Origin of the sequence: Halanaerobium polyolivorans, from assembly GCF_020711195.1 — a bacterium.
Lineage (GTDB): Bacteria > Bacillota > Halanaerobiia > Halanaerobiales > Halanaerobiaceae > Halanaerobium > Halanaerobium polyolivorans.
In genome coordinates this window covers 64,178-78,506 of the sequence record NZ_JAJFAT010000005.1, presented here as the reverse complement: position 1 = coordinate 78,506, position 14,329 = coordinate 64,178, and the positions used below count along the sequence as shown (strand labels likewise).

16 protein-coding genes are annotated in these 14,329 nt (G+C 31.6%); 14 read left to right on the top strand and 2 right to left on the bottom strand.

What is annotated here, in order from left to right; all coding sequences use genetic code 11:
- The first annotated feature begins 45 nt into the window (after positions 1-45).
- From LJ207_RS04865 to LJ207_RS04805, 13 genes are all read left to right on the top strand, one after another.
- A complete protein-coding gene (locus tag LJ207_RS04865) occupies positions 46-864 on the top strand; it encodes a hypothetical protein (RefSeq protein ID WP_229344612.1) in 819 nt (272 codons plus the stop codon).
- Between the two features lie 12 nt (positions 865-876).
- On the top strand, positions 877-1,344 hold the full coding sequence (locus LJ207_RS04860) for a PucR family transcriptional regulator (protein ID WP_229344611.1): 468 nt from the start codon (positions 877-879) through the stop codon (positions 1,342-1,344).
- Positions 1,345-1,983, top strand: coding sequence for a YeeE/YedE thiosulfate transporter family protein (locus LJ207_RS04855; RefSeq protein ID WP_229344609.1), 639 nt, complete (start codon positions 1,345-1,347; stop codon positions 1,981-1,983). It abuts the gene before it with no gap.
- A 24-nt stretch (positions 1,984-2,007) separates the two neighbouring features.
- Positions 2,008-2,232: a sulfurtransferase TusA family protein gene (locus tag LJ207_RS04850; protein WP_229344607.1), complete on the top strand. Its 225-nt coding sequence runs from the start codon at positions 2,008-2,010 to the stop codon at positions 2,230-2,232.
- The gene (locus LJ207_RS04845) at positions 2,198-2,746 is read left to right on the top strand and encodes a YeeE/YedE thiosulfate transporter family protein (protein WP_229344605.1); all 549 of its coding nucleotides are present in this window, start codon (positions 2,198-2,200) and stop codon (positions 2,744-2,746) included. Before LJ207_RS04850 ends, LJ207_RS04845 begins: the two co-directional genes overlap by 35 nt.
- 153 nt (positions 2,747-2,899) lie before the next feature.
- On the top strand, positions 2,900-4,678 hold the full coding sequence (locus LJ207_RS04840) for an FAD-dependent oxidoreductase (RefSeq protein ID WP_229344599.1): 1,779 nt from the start codon (positions 2,900-2,902) through the stop codon (positions 4,676-4,678).
- Entirely contained in the window at positions 4,678-5,454 is a 777-nt protein-coding gene (locus LJ207_RS04835) for a heterodisulfide reductase-related iron-sulfur binding cluster (protein WP_229344598.1), read from the top strand. The genes LJ207_RS04840 and LJ207_RS04835 overlap by 1 nt, the downstream gene beginning before the upstream one ends.
- Before the next feature lie 18 nt (positions 5,455-5,472).
- Positions 5,473-6,192, top strand: coding sequence for a TVP38/TMEM64 family protein (locus LJ207_RS04830; RefSeq protein WP_229344592.1), 720 nt, complete (start codon positions 5,473-5,475; stop codon positions 6,190-6,192).
- A 118-nt stretch (positions 6,193-6,310) separates the two neighbouring features.
- Positions 6,311-7,549: an ABC transporter substrate-binding protein gene (locus tag LJ207_RS04825; RefSeq protein WP_229344586.1), complete on the top strand. Its 1,239-nt coding sequence runs from the start codon at positions 6,311-6,313 to the stop codon at positions 7,547-7,549.
- 36 nt (positions 7,550-7,585) lie between these two features.
- Complete coding sequence (locus LJ207_RS04820; protein ID WP_229344584.1) at positions 7,586-8,449, top strand: ABC transporter permease; 864 nt, start codon at positions 7,586-7,588, stop codon at positions 8,447-8,449.
- A 15-nt stretch (positions 8,450-8,464) separates the two neighbouring features.
- Positions 8,465-9,055, top strand: coding sequence for a CDP-alcohol phosphatidyltransferase family protein (locus tag LJ207_RS04815; RefSeq protein ID WP_229344583.1), 591 nt, complete (start codon positions 8,465-8,467; stop codon positions 9,053-9,055).
- A gap of 16 nt (positions 9,056-9,071) precedes the next feature.
- Positions 9,072-9,911 (top strand): ABC transporter permease, encoded by an 840-nt coding sequence (locus LJ207_RS04810; protein ID WP_229344581.1) that lies wholly within the window; start codon positions 9,072-9,074, stop codon positions 9,909-9,911.
- 25 nt (positions 9,912-9,936) lie between these two features.
- Positions 9,937-10,983 carry an ABC transporter ATP-binding protein gene (locus tag LJ207_RS04805; RefSeq protein ID WP_229344579.1) on the top strand — a complete coding sequence of 349 codons (1,047 nt, stop codon included), beginning with the start codon at positions 9,937-9,939 and terminating at the stop codon, positions 10,981-10,983.
- Positions 10,984-10,991: 8 nt separating this feature from the next.
- Here the strand turns inward: LJ207_RS04805 and LJ207_RS04800 are convergent, their stop codons facing one another.
- Positions 10,992-11,579 (bottom strand): class I SAM-dependent methyltransferase, encoded by a 588-nt coding sequence (locus LJ207_RS04800; protein ID WP_229344578.1) that lies wholly within the window; start codon positions 11,577-11,579, stop codon positions 10,992-10,994.
- 196 nt (positions 11,580-11,775) lie between these two features.
- Complete coding sequence (pdxS, locus tag LJ207_RS04790) at positions 11,776-12,654, bottom strand: pyridoxal 5'-phosphate synthase lyase subunit PdxS (RefSeq protein ID WP_229344574.1); 879 nt, start codon at positions 12,652-12,654, stop codon at positions 11,776-11,778.
- A gap of 188 nt (positions 12,655-12,842) precedes the next feature.
- On the opposite strand from pdxS, the gene pdxR reads away from it, so the two are divergent.
- A complete protein-coding gene (gene pdxR, locus LJ207_RS04785; RefSeq protein WP_229344573.1) occupies positions 12,843-14,279 on the top strand; it encodes a MocR-like pyridoxine biosynthesis transcription factor PdxR in 1,437 nt (478 codons plus the stop codon).
- The last annotated feature ends 50 nt before the right edge of the window (positions 14,280-14,329 follow it).

Genomic DNA, 14,329 nt, shown 5'->3' with positions numbered 1-14,329 from the left:
TAAATTAATGCATGATATAATAAGCACTAAAGGAGGGAATTTGCATTGAATAGAGAAGAAAAAATATTGTCTTTACAGCAGAAATATCAAAAGATTTTACTAAATGATGGTGGTTTACAAACTCTATGTAATGCTCTGATTGAAGAAGTTGATAATCCTGTATTTTTATTAGACAAATATCAGGATGATACTATATATATTACCAAAGCTCTTAAAGCTGATAAAGAATTTTATAATTATTTAGAAGAAAAAGAGATTAAAGCAAGTGAAGAAATATTTTGTGAATATGATATTTTGATCAAAAGAGTGATTTATGATTGGCAGGGCAAAGAAGTAAGAGAGGTTCAGGTTAAATTGAGCCATAATGAGGAAACACTTGGTTTTTTAGTTATTTTAGAAGAAAATAAATTAGAAAAAGATGCCTGTATAGCTATTTTACAGGCTGCTTATGCCTTTTCTTTAAAACTTCATCAAAATTATATTGTCCAGCGCCTTGCTCAAAAATGTAATAGTGAATTAATAGAAGATTTGGTAGGGGGAAGGGTTAAATCAAAAGAAGAATTAATTAAAAGAGGTGAACTTGCTGGTTGGGATTTGAGTTTGCCCTATCAATTATATACTTTAAGAATTGATTTCTCGAAAATATATTCTGAAAACAATAAAGGAACTACACTTTATTATTATGAACTCGAAGAACAGATTATTAGATATTTGCATCGGATTATTAGAACCCATATTAAAGAAAAATATATTATTTTTTCTTATGAGAAAGATATAGTTTTATTGATAAATTATATATCTAAGACAGAAAAACTAAAAAAAGATATAGAGTTAATTTATAATAAAATCCAAAAAGCCTTTTAAAAAATTGATATAATGGCTGCTGGAGGTTTATATTCTACAGACTGTAGAGAAATAGCAGATAGTTTTAAAAAAGCAATTTATACACTCGATTTTTTAGAAAATACTGAGCAGGAAAAAAATATAGTTTTTTATGAAGAACTTGGAGTTTTAAGATTGCTTTGGAATATTGATAAAAAGGAATTGTTTAATTTTGCGAATGAATATTTAAATGAATTGATAAAGTACTCTCGTGAAAAAGATAATGAATGGTTAGAAACACTCGAGGTTTTCCTAGAAGAAGATGGGGATATTAATATATCTTCTGAGCGATTAAGCATTCATCCTAATACTATGCGTTATAGAATAAAACAAATTCAAGAAATACTTGGACTTGATTTTGATAGTTTTGATGATAAATTAAATTTAACTATTGCTTATAAAATATATAAATTTATTATAAGTAGCGAAAAATTTAATTATCATATTGAGGGGAATAAATAAATGAAACGGCAGGAGTTCAGACAAAAAAGTAATTGGCAGCTGATCTTTGCTTTAATTATTATAATTTTTTCTATCTATATTTATTTATATTTAAATAATAGTGTAGAAATCAATCTCGCTACAAGCTGGGCTTTTGGTCTAATAGTTGGTTTTATTTTGCAGCGTTCTAGAATATGTTTTACTGCTGCATTAAGAGATCCTTTTTTGTTCGGATTAACAAAACTAAGTAGAGCCTTAATATTATCTACTATTATTATAACTATTGGCTTTGCCTATATACAGTATCAACAGCAGCTTGGTGGTTTGCCGATAGAAGGCAAATTTGTTCCCTTAGGATGGCATATCCCTATAGGAGCTTTTATTTTTGGCCTGGGAGCTGCAGTAAGTGGTGGTTGTGCTTCAGGGACTCTGATCAGACTTGGAGAGGGTTACAAATTGCAGTGGATAGTTATAGTTGGTTTTATTGCTGGCTCTGTACATGGCAGTTATGATGCCTCTTTCTGGTATCAATTAATTAGAAGTCAAAAAAGCACTCATTTACCTCAACTTTTGGGTTGGGGAAATGCTTTAGCTTTACAAATAATATTTTTGCTTTTATTATATTTGCTCAGCTATTGGTGGGAAAAGCATAAATTTTAAGTAGAAGAGGAGGAATTATGTAAAGTGGATAAATACTTAGATTGTACGGGGGAGCCGTGTCCTCTTCCTTTAATAAAAACAGAAAAAGAAATGAATAAATTAAAAATTGGTGATAAGTTATTTATAGAATTAGATCATACCTGTTCAATGACTAATATTCCAGAATGGGCTCGCAAAAAAAACTATGAAGTTGAAACTGAAGAGGTGGATTTTGGTGAATGGCAAATCACTATTACAAAAACTAACTGAAAAAAGAGTAAGCACATGGAATATATTATTTAAGAAGCCTTGGCCCTATTGGTTTGGTGGAGTACTGCTTGCTGTTGTTAATATTATATATTTTGCTATTTCAGGTGAAATTTGGTCAATCACAAGTGGCTTTGCAAGATTGGGAGCCTGGATAATATCTTTGTTTGGAGTCAATGTTGAGACTTGGGAAGCCTGGCAGTACTACCAATATAATCTACCGTGGCTTGATAATAATAGTTGGTCAAATTTGGGCATAATTATTGGAGCTTTAATTGCCATTCTTTTAGCAGGACAGTTTAAATTAAAAAAAATTAAGAACAAAAAACAAATTATCACAGTCCTGATTGGTGGTTGGTTAATGGGTTATGGAGCTCGAATAGCTATTGGCTGTAATATTGGTGGTTTGTACACTGCACTGGCCTCTTTAGCTTTAAATGGATGGCTTTATCTTCCCTTTATAATTTTAGGAATCTATTTTGGGAGTAAAGTATTAATCAAATTAATAAATTATTAATCTTTTGTATATAAATACAAAAAAATACTTTCTTTTTATATATATATTATAAAGACAAAGTATAACTCAGGGTCTATAATTATATATAGATTATAATATTTTTTTAATTTTAATTGTGAAAAGTATATCATACACTAATAAGGAGGTCATTTAGTGCAGTTAACAGAAAAAGTGCTTAATGAAATGAATGAAGTTATTGATGATTGTTTGGCAGATGAACCACCATATTGTCAAGCGAGATGTCCATTGGATATTGATGTCCAGGGTTATATTACTTTAATAAGAGATGGCAAATACAAAGAGGCTATTAGACTTATTAGAGAGAAAACTATTTTTCCTGGTGTTTTAGGGAGAGTTTGTGCTCACCCTTGTGAAGAAGAGTGCAAAAGAGGAGAGCTTGAAGAGGCTCTTTCAATTAAGAATTTAAAACGTTTTGCTGCTGATATGGCAGATGATCCTGCAGACTGGGATTTAAGTCGTAAAGCAGAAACCGGTAAAAAAGTTGCAGTTATTGGTGCTGGTCCTTCAGGAGCAGTTGCAGCTTATCATTTACAAAAAGAAGGACATCAGGTAAGTATTTATGAAAAACTTCCCGAGGTAGGAGGAATGCTTAGATTTGGTATTCCAGCTTATCGTTTACCTCATGATATTATTGATTATGAATATAGTATTTTAGATAAACTTGGTGTAGAGACTCATCTCAATACCGAAGTTGGCAAAGATATTGAATTTGCTCAACTAAAAGAAGATTTTGATGCAGTTTATGTTGCAGCAGGTGCTCATAAGGGTATTATGATACCTATAGATGGAGCAGATCTAGATGGTGTATTAATTGGTGCTGACTTTTTACGTGATGCTGCTTTAGGTAATGAAGTAGAAATGGGTAAAAAGATAGTAGTAATTGGTGGTGGAAATGTTGCAATGGATGTTGCCCGGACTGCCTGGAGACTAGGAGCAGAAGAAATAAATGTTGCATGTCTGGAAAGTGGTAATCAAATACCTGCTCACTCCTGGGAAATAGAAGATGCAGAAGAAGAAGGAATAATAATGAACCCTGGTTGGGGACCAAAAGAGATCATGGGTGAAGATAAAGTTGAGGGAATTAGCTTCAAAAAATGTGAACAAGTTTTTGATAATGAAGGTAATTTCAATCCTGCCTACTGTGAAGAAACTATAAGAGAACTTGAAGCAGATACAGTAATATTTGCTATAGGACAGAGAGCAGAAGATTCTTTTGTTGAAGCTGAAGATGTTGAGCTTAATGAGACTGATGAGATAACCCTACAGTCAGAAACTGAAAATGTTTTTGTTGGTGGAGATTGTAAAGGAACTCCTCTTTTAGCTGTTGAAGCAATGTCTCATGGTAGAAAAGCTGCAATTTCTATTGATAGATATTTAAAAGACGAAGATTTATTTGAAAATCGCGAAAATGAAGGTGCTTATGAGAGCAAGCTAGAAAAAGAAATTGATCCAGAAGAGCCTGTCAGACGCAGAGTAGATATGCGCATGATTGATGTAGAAGAAAGAAAAAATAATTTTGATGAGGTAGAATTAGGATTTAATATTGCTGAGGCTAAAGGTGAAGCACTCCGTTGTTTAGAGTGTGAATGTAAAGAATGTATTAAAGACTGTTTGATGTTAGAAAAATATTGTGACTCACCAAAAGCTTTATTCCAGGAAGTTAAGGATGTAGGAATAGATCCTTTAGTATATTATTCTTGTAATATGTGTAGTCAATGTACTTTGGTTTGTCCTAAGGAATTTGAGCTAAAAGATCGTTTTATGGATTTAAGAAAACTGGCCGTTAAAGAAAATAATGGTGAATCACCTATTAAAGGCCATAAGGCTATTAAATGGCATCAAAGATTAGGATTTTCTAAATTCTTTACAACTAGTCAACCGGCTTCTGATAAAGAGGAGGACTCTAAATAATGAAAGCAAAAACTAAAACAAAAAGGGTATTTATTCCAGGTTGTAGTTTATCTTCATATAATCCTGAATTAGTAGAAAAAACAATAAAATATCTAAAAAATAAATTACCTGGTACTGGTGCAATTTTAAAATGCTGTGGTAAACCAACTAAAGCATTAGGCCAATATGATGAGTTCAAAGAACGTTATGCAGGCTTACAAAAAGAAATTGATGCATTAGGTGCTGATGAAATTATTGTTGCCTGTCAGTCATGTTATTTAACAATGTCTGCTAGTAGTCCAGAACAGAATGTTCGTTCTCTTTGGGCTCTAATGCCTGAAATCGGTATGCCAGAAGGAACTGTAGGTAAGGCGAAAGATAGTGATATAACATTTGGTGTTCATGACTCTTGTTCTACAAGAGATAGAGATGATATTCATGAAGGTATTCGTTGGATTATTGAGCAGCTTGGATATAATACAGAAGAACCACCTCACACTAAGGGAGACACCAGGTGCTGTGGTTTTGGAGGAATGGTTGTTCCGGCAAATCCAGATTTAGCTCAACAAATCATGGAAAAAAGGACAGATGAATTTGAAACTGACTATTTGGTAACTTATTGTGCTGCTTGTAGAGCTTCAATGTATAAAGGCGGTAAAAAAGCAGTCCATATTTTAGATTTGATATTTGGGGATGTATGGACTTCTGAATCTGATTTTCCTGATTTAGAAGGTTCGGTAGCTAGTTGGGTAAATCGCTATAAAACTAAGAAGAAAATTCAAGAAGTATTATCCTAAAGGGGGAAATTTAAAGAAATGGCAGAAGAAAAGAAGAAAAACAAGAAGAAACTTATAATTACTGTAGCTGTAGTAGCTGTAGCAGCTTTTGTAATCCATTATTTTGGTTTAGCAGACTATATTAGTCGTGACAATCTTAATTTATTGCAGGATTGGGTACAGGGCTTTGGAGTAATGGCTCCATTAATTTATATAGGACTGTGGATAGCAGCCTGTATATTCTTTTTACCAGGACTACCAGTTGCAATTTTAGGTGGGCTTGTATTTGAACCACTACCTGCAATTATTTATGCTTCATTAGGTTCAACCCTTGGAGCAACAGCTGCATTTTTGATTGGTCGTTATGCAGCTAGAGATTTAGTTGAGGGTTGGAAAGAAAAAAATGAACATGTGAAAAAGATAGATGATGGAGTAAGAAAAAATGGTTGGAGAATGCTGCTTTTAACAAGATCAGTACCTGTCTTTCCATTTAATCTTCAGAACTATGTTTATGGTTTAACAGATATCAGTTTACCACTATATTTCTTTGTTTCCTGGGTTACTATGATACCAGGTACAACCGCGTATATTTTAATGGCTTCTGCACTGGCTAGAGGAGAAAGTCCTATGCAGATATTAATGTATATTGCTATTGCTGGTGTATTAATTGTATTGATATCATTAATTCCTAAATTCCTTAACAAGTCTGATATGGTTGAGGATGTAGAAGTAGAGGCAAATGAAAATAAAACTAAGTAAAAAATAATAATTGATTTATTTTAGTAAAATAAAAATATTGTATAAAAACATTAATGGGACTATTGAACTTATATATAGTCCTATTAATGTGTTTTTTATACTAAAGGAGAAAATTATTATGAATAAAAAGAAGATGTTAATCTTGCTCTTTGTTTTAATTATATCTACTTTTATTTTAAGTGCTTGTGGTGGGGATAGTGCTCAAGAGGAAATAAATTTATTAGATAGTGATTGGGAAAGTATAGAAGAGCTAGCTCAAGGCCAGGAATTAAATTTTTATATGTGGGGTGGAGATGAAAGAATTAATCAGTGGGTAGATAATTATGCAGCGCAAAGATTAAAAGAACTTTATGATATAGAATTAAATAGAGTTCCAATGGGTCCAAATGATTATTTAAACCAACTACTTGCTGAAAAACAGGCTGATCGAGACCCAGGAAGTATAGATTTGCTGTGGATCAATGGCGAGAACTTTATAACTGCTATGAATAATGATCTTTTATTTGGTCCTTTTGTAGATCAAATTCCAAATTATCATAAGTACATGGATACTGATTCTTATGAAATAACTAGAGATTTTGGTTATCCAACTGATGGCTATGAAATACCATGGGGTAAAGCTCAATTTACATTTATTTATGATAAGGCTAGAACAGAAAATCCACCTTATACTTTTGCAGAATTTGAAAATTGGATTAAAGATAATCCAGGTCAGTTCACTTATCCAGCCCCCCCTAATTTTACAGGTAGTGTGTTTTTAAGACATATTATTTATGAAGTTACTGGTGGCCATGAACAATATCAAAATATTGAAAGTGAAAGTGAATTAAGAGAAAAAATAAGACCTGCCATGGAGTATTTAAGAGATTTAAAACCCTATTTGTGGAGAGAAGGGGAGACATATCCAGCTACTACAGCTCAGCTTAATAATATGTTTGTAGATGGTGAGTTAATGGCTACAATGGCTTATAGTACTGTATTAGCTTCAGGTGAAATTGAATCAGGCAATTTCCCGGCAACAGTAAGGACTTTTGTTTTGGAAAATGGGACTATTGCAAACACCCATTTTTTAGCTATTCCATTCAACGCTCCTAATAAAGCTGCAGCAATGGTTGGAGCAAACTTTTTAACTAGTTTTGAAGCACAGTTAGAAAAATTTGATCCACAAAAGTGGGGAGATCTTCCAGTGTTTAGTTATGAAAAACTAAGTGAAGAAGAACAGCAGCAGGTAGATAATATTGACTTAGGAGTGGCAACATTAGAACAAGAAGTTCTTGATAGTCATAGCTTGCCGGAGATGCCTGCTGAATTTATCCCAATAATTGAAGAAGAATGGGAAAAAATAATTGGGCAATAAATAAATTCACAAATTAGATTATAGGAGATAATAAAGATGGATGATAAATATGAAATTTTAAAACCATATATCTTACTGCTGCCAGCTTTAATTGTTTTAATTGTATTATTTTTGGGAGGTTTAGTTAGTGCTATAGCACAAAGTTTAGGTTACTTTCCACTAATTGGACTAGAAGAATTTACTTTGAATTATTTTGTCGAGGTTTTGACAGATGCCCAATTTTTGGCAGCGCTGAGGTTTAGTATCTATATTTCTTTATTATCTTCCTTATTATCTGTAATTTTAGGTGTTTTTCTTGCTTATCAATTACTAAAATTAGCTGATGATAATTCTTTTATTTCGGCAATTTACAAATTGCCGATTATTGTACCATATTTAGCAGCTACTTTAATGGTTTTTTTGATTTTTTCTCAAAGTGGAATATTGTCAAGAATACTCTACAACTTAAATATTATTGATAATATGAATCTTTTCCCCAAAATGGTTTTTGATAATAATGGGATTGGCATTATTTTGACTTATTTTTGGAAACAACTGCCTTTTGTAACTCTGGTAGTTTTAACAGTATTAAAAAACATTAACACTTCCTGGGAAGAAGTAGCATCTAATTTGGGAGCTAATGGATGGCAGATATTTTGGAATATTTATTTTCCAATTTCCTTACCAAGTATATCCTCTGCATTTGTAATAATATTTGCCTTTTCCTTTGGTGCTTATGAAGTACCATATTTATTAGGGCCGACTTTCCCCCGAGCTCTGCCGGTTCTGGCATTTCAAAGATATAATAGTTTAGATCTAAGTCAAAGACCATATGCCATGGTAATAGCAGTAACTTTAGCTGCAATTTCATTTGTATTAATGCTTATCTATAAAAAATTAATTAAAATATCAAAGCTATAAATATGAGGTGTAAAAATGATTGATTCAAAAGGACGCAAATTTTTAGATCCAGCTATTAATAAGACTGCTGATCTTTTAATTACTTTTAATTTGACTGCAAATCAGGTAAGTTGGCTAGCTTTTATTTTTGGTTTTTTAGCAGCTGTTTTAGTTTATTTCAATGTTTTGTTGCTGGGTGTTATATTTTTGTGGTTTTCAGGTTTTTTAGATTCTGTTGATGGTGCAATTGCTCGCAAAAATGACAATGCAAGTGCCTGGGGAACAGTTTTAGATATAACTTTTGATAGAATTGTAGAAGTAGTAATGGTAATTGCCTTAGCATTAAATTATCCAGCTGCTAACTTTGCAATGATACTACTGTTAGGAAGTATAATTTTATCGATGACGGTTTTTTTAACAGTTGGGAGTGTATCAAAAAGAAAAGGTATCAAATCATTTTATTATCAGGCAGGTTTTGCCGAAAGAACAGAGGGATTCATTTTTTTAACTCTTATGATTTTATTCCCTTCGCAATTACTTATCATAACTCTTTTGTTTGCAGCAGCTATAACTTTTACTGCTGGTCAAAGATTAATGGAAGCCAAAAGAATTTTAAATAAAATTTAAGGACTGGAGTATTAAGATGTCCCAAAGAAATAGTGAAAAAATCACAAAAATAATTCAGAATCACAAATTAAGGCGATTTTTATTATATTCAATAATATTAATCATGATTTTGCCATTGCTTTATCTCTTGATTTGGTCATTTGCAAGAAGATGGCCCTGGCCTTATTTACTACCTGAAGAATTTAGTTTAGATTCATGGAGATATTTTTTTAATCCTAGCAGTGGTGCCTTAGCAGCTTTATCTTTAAGTTTTTTCATTTCTTTAGCAGTTACTTTTTTAGCTTTATGTATCAGCATACCAGCAGGTAAAGCTTTAGGACTATATAACTTTAAAGGAAAAAAGATTATTAATAGCCTGGTTTTAGCACCGATTATTATACCACCTTTAGCTGTGACTATGGGTATCCACATTAATTTTATAAGATTGGGTTTAGCTGGGAGGGTAATAGGTGTAATTCTGGTTCACTTAATTCCGACCATTCCTTATTCAATCAAAATTTTGACTGATGTTTTTGCTGTATTAGGTGATAAAATAGAAGAACAGGCTAGAGTTTTAGGTGCTAACAGCTGGCAGAGATTTTTTTATATTACCTTACCTTTAATTAAATCAGGAATTTTATCGGCTGGAACCATGGTTTTTATAGTATCTTTTAGCCAATATTTCTTAACCTTTTTAATGGGTGGTGGGAGAGTAGTAACTTTTCCAATGATTTTGTTTCCATTAATAGAAACCGGAAATAGACCCTTAGCTGCAGTATATAGTTGGGTCTTTATATTAGCTGCTTTAGCTTTCACTATAATAATAGAACGGATATTTAAAAATAAAGAATTATCCAAAGAATACCTTCAATTATAAATTGAAATCAACAGGAGAAATAAGCATGAAAAAAATAGAACTAGTAAATATAAGCAAAAAATTTGATAATGATTTAATTTTAGATAAAATTAATTTAAATGTAGAAGCAGGAGAACTTGTCGCTTTATTGGGGCCTTCTGGTTGTGGTAAAACTACCACTTTGAAATTAATTGCTGGTCTTTTGGGACCTGATCAAGGTGATATTTTATTTGGAGAAAAGAGTGTATTAAATACCAAGGTAGAAAAAAGATCCTCTGTATTAGTTTTTCAGGATTATTTACTATTTCCCCACATGACAGTTAGAGATAATATTGCTTTTGGTTTAAAAATGAGAGGGGTGTCTAAAGCAAAAAGAGAAGCAAAGGCAGAAAGTTTATTGGAGATGGTTGATCTGCCCGGTTACAGCCATTATTACCCTCATGAAATATCCGGGGGGCAAAAACAGCGTGTTTCTTTAGCCAGAGCTTTAGCTATTGATCCCGAGGTTCTTTTATTAGATGAACCACTATCAAATCTAGATTATAATTTGAGAGAAGATATGCAGAATTTAATTTTGGAACTGCATAATAAGAATGACATGACAACAATTTTTGTAACCCATGACCATGAAGAAGCAATGCTTTTATCAGATAAAATAGCTATAATGAATAAAGGAAAAGTTGAGCAGTACGGAAGTGGAGAAGAGATTTACAAAAAGCCAGTCAATAAGTTTGTAGCTGATTTTTTTGGGACTGCAAATTATATTAAGGGTAGGATTGAAAAAGGATCTTTTTACTTTAATTCTACAAAAATACCTTTAAAAAATCAGTTTAATGAGCTCAATAAGAATGAGATAAATACAGCCATGATAAGACCTGAAAACATTGAAATAAATAGCAAAGTAAAAAATGGAATCAATTTAAAAGCCGAAATTATTGAGAGAAAATTTATAGGAGGAAAACTCAATTACAGATTTAAACTTAAAAATGGTCATGAATTGGTTGCCTCTACCTTTATAGAAGACCATAATATTTTAAATGAAGAATGTAATCTCTCGGTTAAATTCGAAAACATTTGGTTTATGGCTCTATAATAGTATTTTTAATCAGCTTTTTGCAGGTAATATAAAGCTTGAGTATAAAATTTCAAAACATTTTCTTTATCAGTATAAAGTAAATTGAGATTTAAATTTGTAAATGTTTCTTGCCATTCTTTATCTGTTTTATTGCTGTGGGGATGGCCAATAAATTCGAAATTAAATAAGCTATCAGTATAATAAGTTAAATACTTTTGCAGTGGATTTGTATAAACATCTTCAATTATTATTAATTTTTCAGAGACCCTGAGAGCTTCTTTTAAGACAATTTCTGGTTTAGGTATATGATGGAGAACAGTCAACAATAATACTGTATCAAAACTGTTATCAGCAAAAGGAAGATTTTTCCCGTCATAGATCAAGGGTTTAATTTGATCAGTTAAACTTAAATCCTTAACATCTACAGGAGTGACATTATAGCCTTCCTCTTTTAAGAGCAGGCTAAGTGCACATTTACCTGCTCCCAAATCAAGGATCTTTTCATCTTTATTTAAAAAACGATTTATTCTTTTGAATTTATCTTCAGCCCAACTCATACTAATTTTATTAAAAACGAAGTTTTTTATTCTGTTATTTTTTTGGATTAATTTCATTTTTAGCCACCTTTATATAATATATAATTCATTTAAAATTATATATTATCTGAATAAAAATAACAAGCAAGATAATATCGGTAGATCTTAGCTAATTATTTAAGTAATTTTTTGACAAAATATTTATGGACACTTAAATCATTAGTTAATTCAGGATGAAAAGAAGTAGCTAAAACACCGATTTCTATAGTCAAAATTACCAACCCCTGTGTGACATTTTTTCCTCTTCGGTTAAACCTTTTATATCAAGTCCAGACATTGCCTTACCTAAATCCTCTGAAATACTGGCTAATATTTTTGGATCTTGATAATGAGTAACTGCTTCAACAATAGCTTCTGCTCTTTTTTCTGGATTGCCGGAGCGGAAGATTCCTGAACCAACAAAAATACCATCACAGCCTAGCTGCATCATTAATGCTGCATCAGCTGGAGTAGCTATTCCACCTGCAGCAAAATTAACGACCGGTAATTTTCTATTTTCATTTACATATTTAATTAAATCATAGGGAGCTCCCATTTCTTTAGCTGCTGTCATTAATTCTTCACTTTCCATTAATGATAGTTCTTTTATTTCTCTAATAATTGTTCTAATATGACGAACTGCTTCTACTACATTACCAGTACCAGCTTCACCTTTTGTTCTAATCATTGCTGCTCCTTCACCAATTCTTCTTAGAGCTTCTCCTAAATTTCTAGCCCCACAAACAAAGGGGATTTTAAATTTATCTTTGTCAATATGATATTTTTCATCAGCTGGAGTAAGGACTTCACTTTCATCAATAAAATCAATAGCAAGTGCTTCTAAAATTTGTGCTTCAACTAAGTGACCAATTCTAACTTTAGCCATTACAGGAATAGATACAGAACTTACTATTTCTTTAATCATTTTTGGATCTGACATTCTAGCAATACCACCATCTTGTCTGATATCAGATGGAACTTTTTCTAAGGCCATCACCGCAACAGCACCTGCATTTTCAGCAATTTTAGCCTCCTCACTGTTTGTAACATCCATTATAACTCCGCCTTTTAACATTTGAGCTAAATTTTTATTAAGCCTATAGGTATTTTCCATAACAAAACACTCCTCATTTTAATTGATTTAAATATATTGTAATGATACAATACTAATATAAAGTATAAAAATATATTTTAATTAATACAATTATAAATATTATAATACAATATGTCAATACTCAATACAAAATTAATTAAATTTAAGATTGTAATAATACAATTATAGGGGTGATTAATATCTTTGCAATGAATCTAAATAAGGAAAATAGTAAAGCTCTTTATTTACAAATTTTTCAGCTTTTAAAAGAGCAGATCAAAAATGAACTAAAAAGTGATGATAAACTACCACCAATAAGAAAGTTAGCTGAAGATTTAAATGTCAATCCAGCAACAGTTGCTCGTGCTTATAATATTTTGGAGGAAGAGGGGTTGATATATAAAAAGGTAGGTAGGGGTAGTTTTGTGGCACCAAAATATTCTGAGCAAAGTTCTATTTCAGAAAAAAATAAATCTATGTTAAAACATGGGCAGATAGATTTATCAGAAAATATTAATTTTGCTAGTGCAGTACCAAGTACAGATCTTTTTCCAGTAGCTGACTTTAAATATGCAATTAATCAGGTTTTAGATCGTGATCAGGGAGAAGCTTTTACTTATCAAAAAAGTCAGGGCTATTTAGGTCTACGCAATTCAATTAGAGGATATTTTAAAGAGGATGGAATTAATACAGACTTAAAACAAATTCAGATCGTTTCGGGTGCTCAACAGGCTATTGACATCATGGCTAAGACTTTAATAGAATATGGTGATAAAGTAGTGGTAGAAGACCCTACTTATTTTGGTGCATTACAGGCTTTTCGATCAAGGCGAGCTAATATAAAAGCTATTGAAATGCATAAAGATGGTCTTAATTTAGATAAGTTTGAAGATTATTTGAAAAATAATAAAATTAAATTTTTATTTACAATGCAAAATTTTCATAATCCAACTGGAATTAATTGGAGTAAAGATAAGCAGCTGCGTTTATTAGAACTTGCTGATAAATATAATTTTTATATTATTGAAGATGACCTTTTGTCTGAATTATATTATTCAACAAATAAAGTTGATTCCTTAAAGAGCTTTGATAAAAAAGATAGAGTTATATATATTAAAAGTTTTTCCAAGGTTTTTATGCCTGGTTTAAGGTTAGCCTTTATTATTTTACCCGAAAATTTATTGACTGAAATACTTGAAACTAAATATGCAACTGATATTTCCAGTGCGGGTCTTACTCAGCGTGCCTTTGATTATTATTTAAGAGAAGGTTTATTTAAAAAACATATCCATTTAAAAAGAGAATTATTTAAAAAACGTTTTGAAATAATGGCTTCAGAAATTGAAAATAAACTTACAGATTTAATTGAATTAAGCTATAGGCCTAATGGTGGTCTCTATTTTTGGCTTAAATTACCTGAAGTTAAAAATAGTAATGCTTTTTATGAAACTGCTGTTGATAGAGGGGTTGTCTTTTCACCTGGCAATTTATTTAGCATCGATCAAAAACCATCACCATATTTTAGATTGAGCTTCGCGGCTGTTAATGAGCAAGAAATTGCTTTAGGGATTAAGCTGCTAAGTAATGCTGCCAGAAGATTTTTAAATGATAGTAAAGATAATAGTAATTACAGTCCTCTACTTTAAGGGAAATTTCAAAAATGATTACGAGATTAGGAGCTAAAGTCTACTTGCAA